The 17,873-nt window shown below is 70.9% G+C and carries 20 protein-coding genes and 1 pseudogene; 13 read left to right on the top strand and 8 right to left on the bottom strand.

Annotation, left to right across the window (positions count from 1 at the left end):
• Positions 1-52 precede the first annotated feature (52 nt).
• Both ADL22_RS23265 and ADL22_RS23270 read right to left on the bottom strand, forming a co-directional pair.
• Positions 53-1,153: a M20 family metallopeptidase gene (locus tag ADL22_RS23265; RefSeq protein ID WP_066983093.1), complete on the bottom strand. Its 1,101-nt coding sequence runs from the start codon at positions 1,151-1,153 to the stop codon at positions 53-55.
• A gap of 67 nt (positions 1,154-1,220) precedes the next feature.
• Complete coding sequence (locus ADL22_RS23270) at positions 1,221-1,487, bottom strand: DUF6207 family protein (RefSeq protein WP_234430821.1); 267 nt, start codon at positions 1,485-1,487, stop codon at positions 1,221-1,223.
• A 958-nt stretch (positions 1,488-2,445) separates the two neighbouring features.
• On the opposite strand from ADL22_RS23270, the gene ADL22_RS23275 reads away from it, so the two are divergent.
• From ADL22_RS23275 to ADL22_RS23285, 3 genes are all read left to right on the top strand, one after another.
• Positions 2,446-2,937 (top strand): SRPBCC family protein, encoded by a 492-nt coding sequence (locus tag ADL22_RS23275; protein WP_066983099.1) that lies wholly within the window; start codon positions 2,446-2,448, stop codon positions 2,935-2,937.
• A gap of 114 nt (positions 2,938-3,051) precedes the next feature.
• Positions 3,052-3,555, top strand: a complete 504-nt coding sequence (locus tag ADL22_RS23280; RefSeq protein WP_066983102.1) for a MarR family winged helix-turn-helix transcriptional regulator — start codon at positions 3,052-3,054, stop codon at positions 3,553-3,555.
• Positions 3,552-4,004: a winged helix DNA-binding protein gene (locus tag ADL22_RS23285; protein ID WP_066983104.1), complete on the top strand. Its 453-nt coding sequence runs from the start codon at positions 3,552-3,554 to the stop codon at positions 4,002-4,004. Before ADL22_RS23280 ends, ADL22_RS23285 begins: the two co-directional genes overlap by 4 nt.
• Before the next feature lie 27 nt (positions 4,005-4,031).
• On the opposite strand, the gene ADL22_RS23290 is transcribed toward ADL22_RS23285, so the two are convergent.
• Positions 4,032-4,505, bottom strand: a complete 474-nt coding sequence (locus tag ADL22_RS23290; RefSeq protein ID WP_066983107.1) for a MarR family winged helix-turn-helix transcriptional regulator — start codon at positions 4,503-4,505, stop codon at positions 4,032-4,034.
• A gap of 253 nt (positions 4,506-4,758) precedes the next feature.
• Here ADL22_RS23290 and ADL22_RS34145 point away from each other — a divergent pair, with 253 nt between their 5' ends.
• The 4 genes from ADL22_RS34145 to ADL22_RS23305 all read left to right on the top strand — a co-directional run bounded on the left by ADL22_RS34145 (position 4,759) and on the right by ADL22_RS23305 (position 7,961).
• Positions 4,759-5,025: a hypothetical protein gene (locus tag ADL22_RS34145; RefSeq protein ID WP_420711592.1), complete on the top strand. Its 267-nt coding sequence runs from the start codon at positions 4,759-4,761 to the stop codon at positions 5,023-5,025.
• 89 nt (positions 5,026-5,114) lie between these two features.
• A complete protein-coding gene (locus ADL22_RS23295) occupies positions 5,115-5,621 on the top strand; it encodes a GNAT family N-acetyltransferase (protein WP_066983400.1) in 507 nt (168 codons plus the stop codon).
• A 301-nt stretch (positions 5,622-5,922) separates the two neighbouring features.
• On the top strand, positions 5,923-7,575 hold the full coding sequence (ctaD, locus tag ADL22_RS23300; RefSeq protein ID WP_079064381.1) for a cytochrome c oxidase subunit I: 1,653 nt from the start codon (positions 5,923-5,925) through the stop codon (positions 7,573-7,575).
• The gene (locus tag ADL22_RS23305) at positions 7,572-7,961 is read left to right on the top strand and encodes a cytochrome c oxidase subunit 4 (protein WP_066983110.1); all 390 of its coding nucleotides are present in this window, start codon (positions 7,572-7,574) and stop codon (positions 7,959-7,961) included. Before ctaD ends, ADL22_RS23305 begins: the two co-directional genes overlap by 4 nt.
• Before the next feature lie 28 nt (positions 7,962-7,989).
• Here the strand turns inward: ADL22_RS23305 and ADL22_RS23310 are convergent, their stop codons facing one another.
• Complete coding sequence (locus ADL22_RS23310) at positions 7,990-9,645, bottom strand: cytochrome b (RefSeq protein WP_107116367.1); 1,656 nt, start codon at positions 9,643-9,645, stop codon at positions 7,990-7,992.
• A 573-nt stretch (positions 9,646-10,218) separates the two neighbouring features.
• On the opposite strand from ADL22_RS23310, the gene ADL22_RS23315 reads away from it, so the two are divergent.
• Positions 10,219-10,926 (top strand): DUF4190 domain-containing protein, encoded by a 708-nt coding sequence (locus tag ADL22_RS23315; RefSeq protein ID WP_234430822.1) that lies wholly within the window; start codon positions 10,219-10,221, stop codon positions 10,924-10,926.
• A gap of 81 nt (positions 10,927-11,007) precedes the next feature.
• Here ADL22_RS23315 and ADL22_RS23320 read toward each other — a convergent pair whose 3' ends face one another.
• Positions 11,008-11,913 carry an MBL fold metallo-hydrolase gene (locus ADL22_RS23320; RefSeq protein WP_066983119.1) on the bottom strand — a complete coding sequence of 302 codons (906 nt, stop codon included), beginning with the start codon at positions 11,911-11,913 and terminating at the stop codon, positions 11,008-11,010.
• Positions 11,914-12,139: 226 nt separating this feature from the next.
• Between ADL22_RS23320 and ADL22_RS23325 the strand changes: the two genes are divergently transcribed.
• The 4 genes from ADL22_RS23325 (at position 12,140) to ADL22_RS23340 (ending at position 15,010) form a co-directional block, all read left to right on the top strand.
• Complete coding sequence (locus ADL22_RS23325) at positions 12,140-12,352, top strand: hypothetical protein (RefSeq protein WP_066983407.1); 213 nt, start codon at positions 12,140-12,142, stop codon at positions 12,350-12,352.
• A complete protein-coding gene (locus ADL22_RS23330) occupies positions 12,339-13,751 on the top strand; it encodes an Asp-tRNA(Asn)/Glu-tRNA(Gln) amidotransferase GatCAB subunit A (RefSeq protein ID WP_066983123.1) in 1,413 nt (470 codons plus the stop codon). Before ADL22_RS23325 ends, ADL22_RS23330 begins: the two co-directional genes overlap by 14 nt.
• A 98-nt stretch (positions 13,752-13,849) precedes the next feature.
• Positions 13,850-14,410 (top strand): TetR/AcrR family transcriptional regulator, encoded by a 561-nt coding sequence (locus tag ADL22_RS23335; RefSeq protein ID WP_199836363.1) that lies wholly within the window; start codon positions 13,850-13,852, stop codon positions 14,408-14,410.
• Between the two features lie 87 nt (positions 14,411-14,497).
• Entirely contained in the window at positions 14,498-15,010 is a 513-nt protein-coding gene (locus tag ADL22_RS23340; RefSeq protein ID WP_079064367.1) for a nuclear transport factor 2 family protein, read from the top strand.
• Positions 15,011-15,069: 59 nt separating this feature from the next.
• On the opposite strand, the gene ADL22_RS23345 is transcribed toward ADL22_RS23340, so the two are convergent.
• The 3 genes and pseudogenes from ADL22_RS23345 to ADL22_RS23355 form a co-directional block, all read right to left on the bottom strand.
• Positions 15,070-15,549, bottom strand: a complete 480-nt coding sequence (locus tag ADL22_RS23345; RefSeq protein ID WP_066983410.1) for a GNAT family N-acetyltransferase — start codon at positions 15,547-15,549, stop codon at positions 15,070-15,072.
• 90 nt (positions 15,550-15,639) lie between these two features.
• Positions 15,640-16,011 (bottom strand): annotated as a pseudogene (locus tag ADL22_RS23350) (signal peptidase I); the annotation flags it as partial.
• Positions 16,012-16,126: 115 nt separating this feature from the next.
• Positions 16,127-16,792 (bottom strand): TetR/AcrR family transcriptional regulator, encoded by a 666-nt coding sequence (locus tag ADL22_RS23355; protein WP_066983129.1) that lies wholly within the window; start codon positions 16,790-16,792, stop codon positions 16,127-16,129.
• 109 nt (positions 16,793-16,901) lie between these two features.
• Here ADL22_RS23355 and ADL22_RS23360 point away from each other — a divergent pair, with 109 nt between their 5' ends.
• Complete coding sequence (locus tag ADL22_RS23360) at positions 16,902-17,831, top strand: zinc-binding dehydrogenase (RefSeq protein WP_066983132.1); 930 nt, start codon at positions 16,902-16,904, stop codon at positions 17,829-17,831.
• Positions 17,832-17,873: the final 42 nt, after the last annotated feature.

Here is a 17,873-nt window from a genome sequence, read left to right on the forward strand (position 1 = left end):
ACTGGACTCGTGCGGGCCGGCCCCGGCCTACGCCCCCGGGGCCGGCCCGCCCCTACTTCCCCCGAATCGCCTCAACCAGCCCCGCGATCAGCCCGGCCCGCTCGGCCATGGCGTCGACCACCAGGAACTCGTGATCGGCATGGGCCCCGCCCCCGACCGCCCCCAGGCCGTCCAGTGTGGGGACCCCGAGCGCCGCCGTGAAGTTGCCGTCACTGCCACCGCCGACGGCCTTGCCCTCGATACCCGGCAGCAGCCGCCGCGCCACCGCGAACAGCTCGGCCGACGCCGCCTGCGGCATCGGCGGCCGCCCGACAGCGCCCTCCACGCTGATCTCCGCCTCGTCCAGATGGGGAGCGAGCGCCGCGAACGCCGCCTCGACCCGTTCCTTCTCGGCGGCCGACTCGACCCGGACATCGACGATGACCGTCGCTTCCGCCGGAACGACGTTGTCCAGCGTGCCCGCCTGCGCCACGGTCGGCGTCACGGTCGTACCGATCTCGGGACGCCCGAGCGCCGCGATCTCCAGCACCTGGTGCGCCGCTTCGACCAGGGCGTTCACTCCGGCCGCGGGCTCCAGCCCGGCGTGCGAGGCCCGGCCCGCGATCGAGACCCGGAACGTCCCGCAGCCCTTGCGGCCGGTCTTCAGACCACCGCCGTCAGCGGCCCCCTCGACCACGAGCACCGCCCCGCAGGCCAGGGCGCGCTCCTCGATGAGCGCCCGCGAGGACCGGGAACCGACCTCCTCGTCAGCGGTCACCAGGATCTCCACACCGGACCGGTCATCGAGCGTCGCCAGCCCGTGCACGGCCTGCACCAAACCGCCCAGCATGTCGAAGACCCCGGGACCGGTCGCGTGCCCGTCCTTGACGGTGAACGGGCGGCGCGCCAGCGTGCCGAGCGGGAACACCGTGTCGTGGTGGCCGAGGATCAGCACCTTGGGATCGCCCCCACCCGACCAGTGCACATGCGGCCCGGCCGCGCTCTCCACCAGGACAGCCTGTCCGCCGAGTCGCTTCTCCAGCACGGCCGCCACGACCTTCGCCGAGGCCGTCAGGGCGCCGAGGTCGCGCGAGGGGGACTCGACCTCGACCAGCGCCTTGAGATCCTCGAGCATCGCGTCAACACTCGCCGGGGCGGTCCTGTGCGTCGTCATGCCCCAAGATTAACGGCACGCGCGTTCGACGCCATGGGCTGTGTGACGTGGGACTCCCTGCCGTGCGCTACTTGCCGTGCGCGCGGTCTCTCCGCCGCGGAGCGGGCAGCGGCTGGATGTCCTCGGTCGCGATCACCGGACGGTGGCGCAGGTCGAGATAGGCGCGTACGGACACACCGGGCCGGCCCGGCGTGTACCAGGGAGCCGAGGGCCCGCTCGAACGCCACAAGCGCCCCAGCTCGGCCGCGGCACGGGTAGCGGTGGCTTCGTCTGCGGCGGTGACGTCGATGACGACCATGCCGGGCTCGCTGACATGTTCCTCGTGGATATGCACAGTTCTGTATGGCCCATTTCGCCCCGTGCTGTAAGGAGAAGCCCGCTAGGTTCATTCGAAGGTGGGCATCCTGCGTCCTGAGTTGACCAAGGGGCGGCCGGGGCTTGGCCAAGGGCGGCTGCTCCGTGGCCAACGGGCGGCCGTGGGACCGCCGCTCCACGGTAGCCCGAGACCGGTCCGCCCGCCCCTCACTCACCTCACCCGCACCGAAGTGCGCCCTTACTTCCCCCGTGCGCGTGACGGAGCGGCGTGTTGGTTGTATGACTGATGCGATCGCGCGACGGTGAGCGGGTGCGAATCCCCCTTCCTCCCCTGGTACTTGCTGCGGCGCTGCTGATGGCCGCGACCACCGCCTGTACGACGGTCCCGCCCTCCCGGCCCGCGTCGCCCGGCCCGGGCCACGGCCCGCTCCCGTCCCCCTCCGTGCCCGGCGGGCACCCCTGGACCCGCGCGCTTCCCGAACAGACCCCGAACGAGCAACTGGTGACCGCCCCGCACGGCACTCCGCGCACGAGCGACGCGACAGGGGCGGAACGGCACCCGGGGCGCGGCGCGGGGGAGCGGGGCCACGCACCCGCCGACTCGCTCTCGGCGCACCACCACCAGCCGGGCACCACCGCGTATCCATCCGCCCCCAACCGGCCCGCAGACCACCCGCGTACGACCGCCCGGCCTCCGCGCCCCGCCAACCGGCCGCACCTCCCTCCCCGTACCGCGGCGAACCGGCAACCGCCCCACCCCGCCGCTCGGCCGCCACGCCCCCGCACCACCGTGGACCCGCGCGTCATCTGCCGGATGGCGTCCGGAAAGGTTCGGCGCGACCTCCTGGCGCTCTGCCGCGGCATGTTCGGCCGCTGACCGCGCCCCCGACGGAATGGATCACCAACGGCCGCGGTTGGCACAGTCAAGAACGAACAACCCGACTGCCCCACCACCACGGCCACTTGGAGCCACCGTGATGCAGATCAACGTCACCGAGCCCGTCAACGACCCGTCCCGGCCCGGTCAATACGTCGTCACCCGCGCGGAGTTGTGGGCCGGTCTGCTCAGCAAGGCGGAGTACGCGGTCCCGTTCGTCGCCGGAATGACCGACTGCACCGTGCTGGAACGCCGTCCCGACGGCCTGGTGCGCGAGGTGGTGGTGCGTGGTGAACGGATCCGCGAGGACGTCGTCTTCCAGGAGGGGCGGCGGGTGAGCTTCCACCGCCAGGATGCCCGCGCCACCTGGGTGATCCATAACGAGATCGGCGAGGACGAGGCCGGCGGGCTCACCCTGACCTTCGCGAGCGAGGTCGAGTTCCACGGCCCGGCGGCCGACGCGGGGCACGACGACGAAGCCGTCGCCCGTATGCGCGCCGGCACCCGTCAGGTCGTACGGAACACCCTGGACGTCATACGGGAGAGGGTCGCCGCCCGCATCGCCGAGTCCGAACCCGAGCCCGTGCGCTGATCAACCGCCGCAATCTGGTGGGGAGTTGCTGCCCACCAAACGACGGTGCAGGGCCAGGCGGCAGTCGGCAAGTAATAGTAGCCATGTACTTAATAGCCATGTACGGTATCTGCCGTGAGCTCAACTGCTGAGGGGCCTACACCGGGGTTCCTGGTCTGGCGCCTGTCGATGAAGTGGCGGGTGGCCGTCGACCGGGCGGTCGCGCCGCTGGGACTGACCCACGCCCAGTACGCGTTGCTGGCCTCGCTGCACGGCATGGGGCGGTCCGGCGAGCAGCCCAGTCAGCGGCGCCTCGCCGACCACACAGGGCTCGAACCGCTCTACGTTTCCAAGCTGGCCCGCGCCCTGGAGACCGCCGGACTCCTCGCCCGCACGCGGGACCCCAACGACCCGCGCGCCATGCGGCTGTCGCTCACCGAGCAGGGGCGCGACGTCACGCGCCGCGCGATCGGGGTCGTCCAGGGACTCCTGGACCAGTTGCTGGAGCCGTTCGGGGGCCAGTCCAGTCCGCGCACCCGGCGGTTCGTCCGCGAGCTGGTGACCCTGCTCGACGCCCCTCTCGACCCGCGCGATCCGCACGACGCCCACCACGAGAACGACGACAAGGAGCAGTCATGACCACCACCGCACCCACGGTCAACGGCCGGGTCATAGCCCTGGCGCACCATGCCGGGCGCGCCCTCGTGGAGGGGGTGATGGCCCGCTACGGCGCCACGTTCCACCAGAGCGTGACGCTCCGGGCGGTCGTGACGGCCGGCGGGCACATCGGCCGTGCCGAGCTCGTGGCCGACGTCACCGGTTCGCTGAAGATCGACGAGTCGGCCGTACGCGGCGCGATCGACGAGCTGACGGCCGGGAAGCTGCTGGAGGAGGACCTCGCGGAGGCGTCCCGGCTGCGGCTCACGGACGCCGGGCGGGAGCTGTGCGAGAAGAGCGCCGCTGAGACGGCGGAGATCTCCACCCGGCTGTACGCGGGCATCTCGGCCGAGGACCTTGCCACCGCGGGCCGCGTGCTGGCACTGGTCACCGAGCGCGCGAACGCGGAGTTGGCCGGCGCCCGGGACTGAGCGGGACGCCGCCAACTGCGCCACCGGCTATGCCGCGGTGCGGCCGGTGTTGCGGATCATCTGCTGGAGCACCTTCAGGGTCGTGACGTAATCCGCGTCGTCGATGCCGTGATGGATGCGGTCCCGGATCGCCGGTCCGTGCTGCTTGAGCCCGACTCGGGCCTCTTCCCCCGCCTCGGTGAGCCACAGTCGGCCGTCGCCGTCGCGGGTGAGCCAACCGCGTTCCAGCAGAACCTCCGCCTCGGCCGCCAAGTCATCCTCGGGCCGGAGGTAGGTGCTCATCGCGTCGCGGAGTTCCGGGATGGTCATCCCGTGGCCGTCCGGTGAGATGTCGTTCTTCGACAGGTTGCGGAGCAGCCAGAACTGCGGCTGGGTGAAGCCCAGTTCGGCCTGCCGGGCACGCGTGAAGGCGATGAGGGCTTCGTACGCCAGGCCGGTCCAGTACGCGGCCGGCTGACTGGCGAGTTCGGCGTCGGAGAGGTGCGGGGCAGTGGTCGTCATGGGGGATTCCTCCTTGACGGAAGGGATGGATGGTTGGCGGTCGGCTCACCGTAGAAGCTGAAGTGCAGTTGAGGTCAAGCGTGTCCGGGGTCGTCGGCTCACGCCCGATAAGTGGTTGGCAACTGGGCGGCGTGCTGGACTGGGTCGCGTTGGCACTCGCCGCGCGCGGCCTGCGCGTGACGGGCCGGCCGGCGGTGCGGTTGCGGCCGTGGTCGGTCCTGGTACGCCTGCCCGTCGCGGGCGACGGCACTGTGTGGCTCAAGGCAAGCCCGCCCGCCGGCTGCGGGACGCCTACCCGGAGCCATGGACCGGCCACGGCCGCACGGTGGCGGAGCTGCGGCGCGGGCTGAGCCTGGCCTGGCGCCTGGGCGCGCTGGGCCGTGCCTGTTCCTGGGGGCGCCTCTTCCCCGGTGCGTGCGGTGGCCCAGGCACCGGCGGGGTCCCGGGTGCGGGCGGTGTCCCAGGCATGCGGGAGCGCGCCGACTGGCTCCGGTCTCTGCTCGCCGAGCCGTTGGTCTGATGGGCGCGGGCCGGGGGAGAACCGCCGGGCCGTAAACTCGTTGAACGTCCTGAGCGCAGGCCCGAGTCAAGAAGGACGGGATGAGCACCGTGCGGATCGAGTTGGACGACCTTTCCGGACCCGAGATCGCCGCGTTCCTCCAGGAGCACGTCGATCAGATGCGGGCCATCTCCCCACCGGAGAGCAAGCACGCCCTCGATCTCGACGCCCTCCGCCGACCCGAGATCACGTTCTGGACGGTACGGGACGGCGGCAGCCTGGTGGGCTGCGGTGCGCTCAAGCGACTGGACGCCGGCCACGGCGAACTCAAGTCGATGCGCACCGACCCCGCGCGCAAGCGCAGCGGTATCGCCTCCCTGCTGCTGGAGCACATCATCACCGAGGCGACGCACCGGGGTTTCTCCAGGCTGAGCCTGGAGACCGGTGCGGCGGAGTTCTTCCGGCCCGCCAGGCGCCTGTACGAGAAGTTCGGATTCGTGCGCTGCGAGCCCTTCGCGGACTACCGGCCCGACCCCAACAGCACCTTCATGACGAAGGTCCTCCGGGTGCCGGGGCCGGGGCAGCAGCCGGGCGAGGGGCGCGGCGTCTCCCGCTGAGCCGGCTGACGAGGGTGTGGCGTTCACCCCAACGGCCCTGGTTCCTTACGTCCTATCCCTTCGGCAGGGAGGCGGACGCGTTCGGGTGCGTGCCCGAAACGTCCCGTAGGTCGTATGTGGGGGAGTGCTGCGGTATGTAAGGTCTTGGGAGGTTTGCCGTGACCGGCGACCGGCTACACACGATTCGCGGCGATGTGTCCTCACGCCTCGCCGGCCACTGTGTTCCGGAGGAGACGTGTCGCAACTGGACCAGGCCCGGCCTCGCGAACCGCTGGACGCCTCCGGCAATCCGCGCGTCCACATGGGCCGCAGAATCAGAAAGTATCTGACCACAACCGATCACAAGGTGATCGGGAACATGTATCTGGTCACCTCTTTCTGCTTCTTCCTCTTCGCCGGGGTGCTGGCGATGCTGATGCGGGCCGAGCTGGCCCGGCCCGGCCTCCAGTTCTTCAGCAACGAGCAGTACAACCAGCTCTTCACCGTCCACGGCACGGTGATGATGCTGCTCTTCGCCACCCCGACCTTCGCCGGTTTCGCCAACGCGGTGATGCCCCTGCAGATCGGCGCGCCCGATGTGGCGTTCCCCCGGCTGAACGCCCTCACCTACTGGCTGTTCCTCTTCGGCGGCCTGATGGTGGTGTCCGGGATCGTCGTCCCCGGCGGCGCGGCCTCCTTCGGCTGGTTCGCCTACGCGCCGCTGAACAGCGCCCTCCACACCCCCGGCGCGGGCGGCGACCTGTGGGCGGCCGGGCTGGTCGTGGCCGGCCTGAGCACCACCCTGGGGTCGGTCAACTTCATCGCGACCATCATCACGCTGCGCGCGCCCGGCATGACGATGTTCCGGATGCCGATCTTCACCTGGAACATCCTCTTCACCTCCATCCTGGCCCTGCTCGCCTTCCCCGTGCTCACCGCCGCCCTGCTGGGCCTGCTCGCGGACCGCCGGTTCGGCGCCCACGTCTACGACCCGGCCTTCGGCGGGGCGCTGCTGTGGCAGCACCTGTTCTGGTTCTTCGGCCATCCGGAGGTCTATATCGTCGCCCTGCCGTTCTTCGGCGTGGTGACCGAAATCGTGCCGGTGTTCAGCCGCAAGCCGGTTTTCGGTTACGTCGGAATGGTCGGTGCGACGATCGCCATCACGATGCTGTCGGCCTCCGTCTGGGCGCACCACATGTTCGCCACCGGCGGGGTGCTGCTGCCGTTCTTCTCCCTGATGTCCTTCCTCATCGCGGCACCGACCGGGGTGAAGTTCTTCAACTGGATCGGGACGATGTGGAAGGGCAGCCTGTCGTTCGAGACGCCGATGCTCTGGGCGGTCGGGTTCATGGTGACCTTCCTCCTCGGCGGGCTCAGCGGGGTGCTGATCGCCTCGCCGCCGATGGACTTCCACTTCACCGACAGCTATTTCATCGTCGCCCATCTGCACTATGTGCTGTTCGGCACCATCGTCTTCGCGACCTTCGGCGGTTTCTATTTCTGGTGGCCGAAATGGACCGGGCGGCGGCTCGACGAGCGGCTCGGGAAGATTCACTTCTGGTCGCTGTTCGTCGGCTTCCAGACCACCTTCCTCGTCCAGCACTGGCTGGGGGAGATCGGTATGCCCCGGCGCTACGCCGACTATCTGGAGGCCGACGGGTTCACCGTCCTCAACAGCATCTCCTCGGGCGGGGCGTTCCTGCTCGGGCTGTCGACCTTCGCGTTCCTCTACAACGTCTGGAAGACCGCGAAGTACGCGCCCAAGGTGGAGGTCGACGACCCGTGGGGATTCGGGCGGTCCCTGGAGTGGGCCACGTCGTGCCCGCCGCCGCGCCACAACTTCGAGGCGCTGCCGCGTATCCGCTCCGATTCCCCGGCCTTCGACCTGCACCATCCGCAGTTCCTCGAACTGCCGGCGGGGGAACGCGGCGCCACCGAACCGACCCCCGACACCCTCGGAGAGCAGGGCTCATGAAAGCGGAGGCATATCTGTTCGCGGGCGTCGCCGCGTTCTTCTTCATCACCGACGCCTTCTACATCTGGCTGGCCCGGGAACCGGCCGGCGCCGCCGCCCTCGCCGTGTCCTTCGGCATGGCCGCGGTGATCTCGTTCTTCTGCGCGATGAACTACCGCCGCAAGGGCCGGCGGCCGGAGGACCGCAGCGAGGCGAAGATCCATGAGCGGGCCGGAACGGTCGATTTCTTTCCGCCCGACAGCCGCTATCCGGTCCTGGTGGGATTCGGCGTGGCGCTTCTCGCCCTCGGCCTGGTCTACGGGCTGTGGGTCTTCCTCATCGGCATCGGGGTCACCGGCCTGTCGGTCTTCGGAATGGTGTTCCAGTACGTCGATCGGGACGTCTGACGGCCGGTGACCCCGCTGTCCGCTCGCGCTATTTCTCCGTGGCGTGGGGGCGTTCCTCCTCGCTCGGGAGGACCGGGCCCTTTGTCGCCGCGGTGATCTCCCGGCGTTCGGCGACCGTGACGGGCATGTCCACCCGGTCCCGGTAGTACCAGGCGCTCAGCGCGGCCCGTACCCGGTGCCGTACGGGTGCCTGGCGGCCCGGGGCGGGCAGCGGCTTGGGGAGGTCCCTGACCACGACGTGGTAGCGCTTGGCGGCCTCCAGCGGGCGGCTGCGCTCGGTCAGCCGGCCGTAGACGCTCTGCACCACCTCGCCGGTTTCCTGGCCCTCCTCCAGCAATTCCCGGTCGTGGTCCTGAAGGGCCAGGCAGGCGCGCTTGGTGATGAGGAAGGCGAGAACCGGCCCGATGATCAGCAGCACGCGGAGAATCCAGGTCAGGGTCTCCACCGATACCCGGAACAGCGTGGCGATGACGTCATTCCCGCCGGCCGCGAGCAGTACCGCGTAGAAGACAATGGCGGCCACGCCGAGCGCCGTGCGGGTGGGGAAATTGCGGGGGCGGTCGCATACGTGGTGTTCCATCGGATCGCCCGTCACCCACCGTTCGAAGACCGGGTAGGTGTAGAGGATCAGGAAGAGCAGGGCGGGGAGGACCACGGCGGGAATGAGGACGTTCCACATGAAGGTGTGGCCGGCCACATTGCTCTCCCAAGGCGGCATGAGGCGCAGCGCCCCTTCCAGGAAGCCCACGTACCAGTCCGGCTGGACGTCGGTGGAGGACTGGTCCGCGACGTACGGTCCGTAGCTCCAGACCGGATTGATCTGGGCGACGGCGCCGAGCCCGGACATCACCGAGAAGACCATCAGGAACAGGCCGGTGGACTTCGCGGTGAATTGCGGGAATATCGGCTGCCCCACCGCGTTGCGGTTGGACCGCCCGGGTGCCGGCCAGTGCGTGTGCTTGAGATAGACGACGAGCAGCAGGTGCAGGCCCAGCAAGGCGATCAGCAGACCGGGGATGAACAGGACGTGGAGGACGTAGAGGCGGGGGACGAGGATGTGGCCGGGATAGGTGCCGCCCCAGAGGAAATAGCTGAGGTAGGTGCCGACGACGGGAATGGACAGCACGATGGTGTTCGCCGTGCGGAGTCCTGTTCCGGACAGCAGGTCGTCGGGCAGGGAATAGCCGCCGAATCCCTCCAGCAGGGACAGCATGAAGAGGGTCACCCCGACGGCCCAGTTGAGTTCGCGCGGCCGCCGGAAGGCTCCGGTGAAGAACACCCGCAGCATGTGCACACCCAGCGCGGAGATGAAGACCAGGGCCGCCCAGTGGTGCATCTGGCGGATCAGCAGACCGCCCCGGACCTCGAAACTGATCCGGAGAGTGGAGGAATAGGCGTCCGACATCAGCAGGCCCCGCAGCGGCCCGTAGGCGCCGTCGTACACCTTCCGGGACATGCTCGGCTCGAAATACATCGTCAGGTAACTGCCGGTCAGCAGCAGCACCAGCAGGCTGTAGAGCGCGATTTCGCCCAGGAGGAAGGACCAGTGGTCGGGGAATGCCTTGCGCAGCAGCGCCTTCGCCGCTTCCGAGATCGGAGCGCGGCCGTCCACCGCCACATAGGTGGAAAAGGCGGTCTCCCGGACCTTCTTCTCCATCCTTTCCGCTGGTTTCCGGAACAGCATTCCGGCCCTCCTCGGCGCTTCGGTCCATGGCGCTTCTGCGGCGCTCGCTCATCCGCACCCTGCCTGGCCGGAGGCCGGACGCCGTGCATTACGCAGATCGGGGGCACGGCCGTCCGTACGGTGCCGTCCGGCGCATACGCCGTATGGCAGGGCGGCCGGTGGCTTGCCGGCCGCTGAGGCGGTGGGGGGCTGCCGTGGCGGTCCGGGCGGGGCACGGGCTGTGGCATGCCATGCCGGTCCGGTCCGGTGCGGTCCGAGGAGTTGTATTACCGACCGATAAAGCCGAAGCATCAAGTAATGGAAATGTAAAGCTCTTTGGTAACCTTGGCGGAAGTTGAGTGACCTGTCCGAAGGAAGCCTGAAGGAAATCGCATGAGTACGCCCGTCCCTCCCGATGGCTCTCCGATAGCGGATTCGCAGCCGTCAGGGCCGCCGCAGCCCCAGTCACCACCGCCGCAGGCGCAGGACCATGACCCGTGGGCTCCGCCGACCGGTCCGGTGGCGGGGCACGAGGCGTTGCGGACCGCGCCCGTTCCGCCGCCGTACTACGCCGGCGCGCGGCCCAGTAACGGGATGGGTATCGCCGCCCTGGTGCTCGGCCTGGTCGGGATCGTCCTCGGGCTGTTCGTGGTGCTGTTCTGGATCGCCTGGTTGCCGGCCCTGCTGGCCGTGATCTTCGGTGGTGTCGCGCTCAGCCAGGTGAAGAAGGGCGTGGCCGCCAACAAGGCGATGGCGGTCAGCGGCCTCGTCCTGGGCGTCCTCGGGCTTCTGCTCGCGATGGCCACCGGGGTCGTCGCCGTCGTGGCGGTCAAGAAGGTCGCCGACAGGGCGCATGCCAAGGTGGAGCGCGAACGGGAGTCGGCGGAGGCCGCCGAGAAGGCCCGGCACCTGGCGTTCGGCGAGCCCTACACCTTCGACAACGGTCTGAAGGTCACGGTCGCCAAGCCGGAGCCGTTCGTCCCGGACGAATTCGCCAACGGGCACGCCAAGGGGAACAAGGCGGTCCAGATCACCGTCACGGTGGTCAACACCGGTCCCGAACGGGTCTCCGTGGAGACCGGACTGCCCGATGTCAATGACGCCAACGGCGCCTCCGCGGAGCTGGTGATCGACGGCAGCGGGCGCCAGAAGGTCATCACGGGCTATGTCCTTCCCGGCAGAACCGTTGTCGGCAAGTACGCCTTCTCACTGCCGCCCGACGCCGCCGACCGCATCGAGGTGGAATTCACCCCGGATGCGGAGGAGTGGCCGGACGCGTACTGGAGCGGGACCACCTCCTGATGGGGTGATGCCGGGCGGGGCGGCCGGGGGCGGGCCGCGTCGCCCGGGGGCGGGAGCGGGACCGCGCGGTCCGTCTGGGTGTCAGGTGGCGGGCGGCGGAGTGAGCCGGTAGGCGTCCCCGTCGGGTATGACGCGGCCGGCGGTGGGCGGGGGGAAGTGGCTGCCCAGGACGAGGGTGTGGCGCTCGGCCAGTGAGGCGAGCAGCGCGCGGCGCGTGGTCGCGGCCTGGGCGGGGTCGATGTCGACGCAGCTCCCGATGGCGGGGTGGGCGAACTGCACCGGATGGTGCAGGCAGTCACCGGTGATGAGCGCGCCGGCGCCGCGGCTGGTGAGTTCGACGGCGATATGGCCCGGCGTGTGGCCAGGGGTGGGTATCAGCCGCAGGCCAGGGGTGAGGTCGAGGCCGTCCGGCGGGACATCCACGAGGTCGAGCAGCCCGGCCTCCTCGACCGGGTGTACGGAATCGCGGAACATCTGCCGGCGCGGCTCGTCCATGGCGTAGCCGGCCCAGAACTCCCGCTCGGTTCGGGAGACGATGTACCGGGCACGGGGAAAGGTGGGGATCCACGCGCCCTCGTGTGCGCGGGTGTTCCAGCCGACGTGGTCGGCGTGCAGGTGGGTGAGGATCACCAGGTCGATGTCCTCGGGGGCGAAGCCGGCGGCTGTGAGGCGGCTTGGATAGTCGGTGCGCAGGTCGTTCCAGGCGGGGTTCGCCCGCGGTTTGCCGTTGCCGATTCCGGTGTCGATCAGTATGCGCAGCCCGTTGAGGGTGACGGCGAAGCTGTGGGTGTGGAGGCGGAGGCGGCCGTCCGGATCCGTGAAGTCCGGCCGCAGCCAGTCGTGTTGGGCGACCAGGTCGGCTGTGGCGTCGGGGAGGAGCCATTCTCCGGTCTGCGGTGGGAGCCGGGTCTCGTCGATGCGGTGGATGGTGAGGTCGCCCACCGGCCAGGCGTTCGTGGGCGATGTGTGCGCGGGTGGAGTGTGCATGGTGGCCTCTCTCGCGGCGGTTAACGCAATCTGTTTGCGTTAACGCGAGAGTACGTCGTATCGTGGGTTAACGCAAACGGTTCGCGTTTAGCGGTCGCTGGATTTCCTTGCCCGCCGCTGCCGACTGCCGCTCCACCCGCACGATCAGGAGATAGCGCCCATGACCACGCACTCATCCACGTACTCGTCCGCGTCCGCGTCGCCTCCGGGCGTCGCGTCCGGGCCGGTGTCCGAGCCGGCGCCCGCCGAGGCGGCCCGCTGGGCGCAGCGGGCGGGGCTTCCGCTGGCCGAGGACCGGCACGCCGTCGTGGCGGCCACCGCCGAGCACATCCGCACCGTCGTCTCGGTGCTGCGGGAGCTGGACTTCGCGGACACCCCGCCCGCTGCCGCCTACCGCGCAGGACGCGGAGGAGAGGAGAAGTGCCATGCGGACGTCTGACGCGACGCGGCCGTACGAGCTGACCGTCGCCGCGGCGGCGCGGGCGATACGGGACCGGGAGCTGTCGCCCGTCGAGCTGGTGGAGTCGGTGCTCGACCGGATCGAGGAGGTGGAGCCGCGGCTCGGCGCCTATACGGCCGTCACCGCCGGGCCAGCCCGCCGGGCGGCCCGGGAAGCGGAGCGGGAAGCCGCCGAGGGCCGCTTCCGTGGACCGCTGCACGGGATACCGATGGGGCTGAAGGACCTGATCGACGTGGCGGGGACGGCCACCACGGCGAGCTCTCGGGTGCGGGACGGCCACCGCGCGCGGCGCGACAGCACGGTCGCCGCGCGCCTGGCGGCGGCCGGCGCGGTACTGGTCGGCAAGACGCACACCCATGAGTTCGCCTACGGACTGATCACTCCCCAGACCGCCAACGCCTGGGACGCGGGCCGGGTCGCGGGCGGCTCCAGTGGCGGGTCGGCCGTCGCCGTGGCCGCGGGCGCCGCCACCTTCGCGCTGGGCACGGACACCGGGGGATCGATCCGCGTCCCCGCCGCGCTGAACGGCGTCGTCGGCCTGAAACCGACCTACGGGCTGGTCCCCCGGCACGGTGTCACCTCGCTGTCGTGGTCGCTGGATCATGTCGGTCCGATGACCCGTACGGTCGAGGACGCGGCGCTGGTCCTGCCGGTGCTGAGCGGACACGATCCGCGCGACCCCGCCTCCCTGGCCCCGTTCGCCGCGGACGGCCTCCTGGCGGAGGGCGGTACGGACCTCACCGGGCTGCGGATCGGGGTGCCCCGCAACTACTACTTCGACCGTGTCGAAGCGGATGTCGAGGACGCGGTCCGGCGGGCCGTCACGCGTCTGGCGGACCTCGGCGCACGGCCCGTCGAGGTCGAGATCCCCATGACGCGCTACATCCAGGCCACCCAGTGGGGCCTGATGGTCCCCGAGGCCACCGCGTATCACGAGCGCACCCTGCGCACCGTCCCCGACCGCTACGCCGACGATGTCCGCGTCCTCCTCGAAGCCGGCGAACTGATGCCTGCCGGGGACTACTTGCGGGCCCAGCGGGCGCGGACGCTGATGCGCGACGCATGGGCAGTGCTGTTCGACGAGGTGGACGTGATCGCGGCGCCGACCGTGCCCGCGGTGGCGGTGGCGGCCGGGCAGGAGACGATCACCTGGCCCGACGGCACGGTGGAGAGCGTCTCCGACGCTTACGTCCGGCTGTCCGCGCCCGCCAACATCACGGGAGTGCCGTCGCTGTCCGTCCCGGTGGGCCACGACCGCGCGGGGATGCCGATCGGTATGCAGCTGCTCGGGCGGCCGCTGGCGGAGGCGGAGCTGCTGCGGGTGGGACGGGCCTACGAACGGTCCGTGCCGGTCCGCGCGCTCGCGCCGGTGGCCTGAGAGCGGGGGCGAGGGGGAAGCCAGAGCCGATGGCAGCACGGGCTAGAAGCAAGAGCGTTGCGTTAAGGCTTTAGGGTGGTGGTATGAGTCCCCGACCGATGGTGCGTCCCGGTGGGCGCAGCGCCCGTGTGCAGGAAGCGGTCCATGCCGCCGTCCGTGAACTGGAAGCCGAGGTGGGCCGGGATGCCTTGACGGTGCCGCTGATCGCCGCCCGGGCCGGAGTCACCCCGTCGACGGTCTACCGCCGCTGGGGCGACCTGCGGGAACTGCTCTCGGACGTGGCCGTCGAGCGGCTGCGCCCGGAGGCGCCGCCGGAGGATCAGGGTGACCTGGCCTCGGATTTGATGACCTGGGCCGAGCAGTTCCTCGACGAGATGGCGTCGCCCCCGGGGCGGGCGTACATCCGCGACGCGCTGCTCGGCGATCCGGACGGCAGCAACGCCGGTCGCTGTTCGGCGTACGCGTCCGAGCAGATCGACGTCATCCTCACCCGCGCCGGTGAACGGGGCGAGCCCGCGCCGGACGTCGAGGCGGTCATGGACCACGTCGTGGCGCCCATGATGTACCGCATCCTCTTCCGGCCCGGTGCGGAGCCGGACTCCCTCGACGCGGAGTACGCGCGCCAGTTGGTGAGCGGCCTGCTCGACAAGGAGGCGTAGGGCCGCGAGACGTGGCGGGGGAGCGCGGAGGAACTCCCGGTCCGAATCTCGCCAGCGCGGCCCGGCCGAGCGGCTCATGCTTCCGGTATGACGCATGAGAAGACGGACGACACCCTGGCGGTCCTCACCGGCATGTATGCCGCCGAGGCGGAGTATCTGGCGGCCGGCGGCCCGGGCGAGGCATCGTTCGACCTGCTCGCGCCGTTCTTCGCGCCGGACGTCGTGCTGCACCAGGCAGCCGGGCTGCCCTACGGCGGTGTCTGGCGCGGGCACGCCGGTCTGGAACGGTTCTTCCTGGCCATGAGCCGGACGTGGGAGACGTTCGAGATGACGGAGCAGCAGTTCCTCGCCACCGGCTCGACGGCGGTGGTGCTCACCCACATCCGCGCCCGGCCGCGCCCCGGCGGCCGGGAACTCGCCTTCCCGCTGCTCCAGACCATCACGGTGGCGGCGGGGCGGATCGCCGAGGTCCGCCCCTTCTACTGGGACACCGCCGCGATCGCCGAAGCCTGTGCGAGCGCCGGGGCCGGCCTGGGCGGGGGAGGCCGGGCGGCGGAGTCCGGTTCGGGTGGGGGGAGTGATGCGGGAGTGGCGGAGTAAGGGGCCGGCCGTGGGTCGGGTCGCGGGTCGCCGGCGTTGGTCCTCTCCCGGGGTGCGGGTCACAGGGTGCGGTGGAGGATGTGGAGGTCCACCGGGCCGAGGCGGGGGTGGTCGAAGGCGCCGGGGAGGGTGCCGGTGATGGTGAAGCCGAGGGAGAGCCAGAGGCCGAGGGCGGGGTTGGTGGCGACCACGGCGTTGAAGACCATGGCGCGGTAGCCGGCGTTCCGGGCCTGGTCGAGGACGTGTTCGGCCAGGCGCCGGCCGATGCCGCGGCCGGCGTGGGCGGGCGCGACCATGAAACCGGCGTTGGCGACCCGGGCGGCGCCGCCGCCGTAGTTGGGGCGGAGGTAGGCGGAGGCGACGGGCACGCCGTTCTCGCGGACGACGAAGACGCGGGAGGTGGGCGCCATCCACAGGGCGCGGGCGGTCCGCTCGTCGGTGTTCCGGTCCCAGGCATAGGTCTCGCCCGCGGCGACGATCTCGTGCCAGAACGGCCAGATCCCCGGCCAGTCGTCCGGGGTGGCGTCGGTGATCTCCAGGGTGGGGGCGGGCCGCCTGGATCCCGGGGCCGTGGGGATCGCCGGGTCGGCCGGGGCGGCGGGTGCGTCCGAGGCGGGGGATGTCTGGGGGCCTTCCTCGGCCGGTACCGCGTAGCCCGGGATGGAGGGCCACCGGACGGTCAGGACCACCGAATCCTCCTCCGCGACCCAGGAGTGGTCCACGCCGCGGCCCCAGACGACGTAATCCCCCTGGCGCTCCAACAGGACGCTGCGGCCGGGGAATTCGAGCCGGAAGCGGCCGCTGACGAGCACCTGGAGGGCGGTGCGCTCCTCGCCCCGTACCCACTGCGCGCGGGTGTCGCCCGCGGGGTGGACGCCCCATTTGATCTCCACGGCGTCGCTGTGGCGGGGATCGCCGGCCTCCTTGAAGTGGCCGAGCAGCCAGCCGCGGTCCAGTGCCGCGTCCTTGTCCGCGTGGCCCACATACACGCTGTCGTTCATGGCGAGAACGTAGCACCGGGGCTGAAGCCGCCGCCTTGCCGTGCTGCTTCGGTGCCGGCGGGTGGCGGGGCGTCAGTGGCTGATTACGTGTCAACTGCAGCAGTACACAGGCGACTTACGAGCCCGGAGGCGTCGCCTCGAGGGTGAGGGCGCCGGGGATCGCGGCGAAGGCGGTACGGACCTCGGTGGCGAGGGCGGCCCGGTCGGGGGTGCCTGGGCGCGCCACCCAGGATTCCAAGCCGCAGTGGAAGGCGGCGATGAGGAGGTCCAGGGCCAGTCGCGGGCGCGGGTCGCCGGGGTCCTGGATGCCGAGCTTGCGGTGCAGGAGGGTGACCGCCGTACGGACCGTGCGGTCGCAGAAGTGCCGGCCGCGGGCGTCCATGGACGGGGTGTCGGCGGCCAGGCGGCGGCTGAGGCGGACGCGCTGCGCCCAGCCCTCGTCGGTCATCCGGTCCAGCGCGGCGAGCAGGGATGCCTGGAGCATCGCCAGGGCCGTGCCGCCGGCCGGTTCGCGGTCTTCCAAGTCATCCAGGAACGCGGTCCACAGGTCCTGGGTCGGGGCCATCGCCACGTCTTCCTTGCTGCTGAAGTTCCGGAAGAACGTGCGCTTGGAGACCTCGACCGCCTCGCACAGGTCGTCCAGGGTCGTGCCGTCGAAACCGCGCTCGGTGAACAGCTCCAGGGCGGTGTCGATCAATGCCTGGCGGGTGCGCAGCTTCTTGCGCTCGCGCAGCGGAAGGCGCTCGGCGGGGGTGCCTGCGGCGGTCGTTGAAGCGGTCATCGGGATCAGTGTAGCGGGGGAGCCTATGCCTCTTGTAGGTTTATGCCACTCAGTGGCGCGACGCCACCGAGTGGCATATTCGATCCCTCCTCAGAAGGGCTTCCTCGTCATGCGCGCACTCCTCATCGACCCCACCGCTCCCGGCCGCCTGCGCCTGGGCGAGGCCCCGGATCCCGAACCGGCCCCCCACCAGGCACTCGTCCGCGTCACCGCGACCTCGCTCAACTACGGCGAGGTCAAGCACGGACCGGACCGCGAGGCCCCCGGGTTCGTACTGGGCTGGGACGCCGCGGGCACCGTGGTCCGGGCCGCGGCCGACGGGTCCGGGCCGGCGGTCGGCACGCCGGTCGTGACCCTCGCCGCCGCCGGTGCCTGGGCCGAACTCCGCGCGGTCGACACCGACTGGATCGGGACCGTTCCGGCCGGCGCCGACCTCGGAGCGATCAGCACCGTCCCGGTCGCCGGTGCCAGCGCCTTGCAGGCCCTGCGCCGGATCGGTCCGATCCTCGGCAAGCGCATCCTGGTCACCGGCGCCACCGGCGGCGTCGGACGGTACGCGGTGCAGCTCGCCCGCCGGGGCGGGGCGCATGTCATCGCCTCGACCGGGGACCCGGCCGCGCACGGCGACGGGCTGCGGGCGCTCGGCGCGCACGAGGTCGTGACGGGTCCCGAGGCGCTCTCGGCGCCGGTGGACGGCGTGGTCGATATGGTCGGCGGCCGTCAACTCGTCGAGGGCTACGCCCGGTTGGCGGAGCACGGCACGCTGGTCTCGGTCGGGCGGACGGCGTACGAGCCGGACGAGTTCCCGGCCGGTGCCTTCCATGGCGCTCCGGCCGGGCACGACCGCTCGCTGGTCAGTTTCTACCTGCTGCGGTGCAGCGGTGTCGGCGCGGATCTGACGCTGCTGTCCGGTCTGGTCGCGTCCGGGGAACTGGACGCGCAGATCACCTGGCGGGGGTCGTGGAGGAAGGCCGCCGAGGCCACCGAGCTGCTGCTCGGGCGGCGGCTGCACGGCAAGGCGGTGGTGGAGATCGACTGAGGGTGGTTCCGCGGCGGCCGCCGCCCGGTGGCCGCTCCCGGG

It is taken from the genome of Streptomyces sp. NRRL F-4489, from assembly GCF_001509485.1.
Taxonomy (GTDB): Bacteria; Actinomycetota; Actinomycetes; order Streptomycetales; family Streptomycetaceae; genus Streptomyces.

Excerpts from the sequence above, each read along its gene's own strand:
- ADL22_RS23265 (WP_066983093.1), bottom strand. The coding sequence starts at position 1,153 with ATGACGACGCACAGGACCGCCCCGGCGAGTGTTGACGCGATGCTCGAG.
- ADL22_RS23275 (WP_066983099.1), top strand. The coding sequence starts at position 2,446 with ATGCAGATCAACGTCACCGAGCCCGTCAACGACCCGTCCCGGCCCGGT.
- ADL22_RS23285 (WP_066983104.1), top strand. The coding sequence starts at position 3,552 with ATGACCACCACCGCACCCACGGTCAACGGCCGGGTCATAGCCCTGGCG.
- ADL22_RS23290 (WP_066983107.1), bottom strand. The coding sequence starts at position 4,505 with ATGACGACCACTGCCCCGCACCTCTCCGACGCCGAACTCGCCAGTCAG.
- ctaD (WP_079064381.1), top strand. The coding sequence starts at position 5,923 with ATGGGCCGCAGAATCAGAAAGTATCTGACCACAACCGATCACAAGGTG.
- ADL22_RS23305 (WP_066983110.1), top strand. The coding sequence starts at position 7,572 with ATGAAAGCGGAGGCATATCTGTTCGCGGGCGTCGCCGCGTTCTTCTTC.
- ADL22_RS23310 (WP_107116367.1), bottom strand. The coding sequence starts at position 9,645 with ATGCTGTTCCGGAAACCAGCGGAAAGGATGGAGAAGAAGGTCCGGGAG.
- ADL22_RS23315 (WP_234430822.1), top strand. The coding sequence starts at position 10,219 with ATGGGTATCGCCGCCCTGGTGCTCGGCCTGGTCGGGATCGTCCTCGGG.
- ADL22_RS23320 (WP_066983119.1), bottom strand. The coding sequence starts at position 11,913 with ATGCACACTCCACCCGCGCACACATCGCCCACGAACGCCTGGCCGGTG.
- ADL22_RS23330 (WP_066983123.1), top strand. The coding sequence starts at position 12,339 with ATGCGGACGTCTGACGCGACGCGGCCGTACGAGCTGACCGTCGCCGCG.
- ADL22_RS23335 (WP_199836363.1), top strand. The coding sequence starts at position 13,850 with ATGGTGCGTCCCGGTGGGCGCAGCGCCCGTGTGCAGGAAGCGGTCCAT.
- ADL22_RS23340 (WP_079064367.1), top strand. The coding sequence starts at position 14,498 with ATGACGCATGAGAAGACGGACGACACCCTGGCGGTCCTCACCGGCATG.
- ADL22_RS23355 (WP_066983129.1), bottom strand. The coding sequence starts at position 16,792 with ATGACCGCTTCAACGACCGCCGCAGGCACCCCCGCCGAGCGCCTTCCG.
- ADL22_RS23360 (WP_066983132.1), top strand. The coding sequence starts at position 16,902 with ATGCGCGCACTCCTCATCGACCCCACCGCTCCCGGCCGCCTGCGCCTG.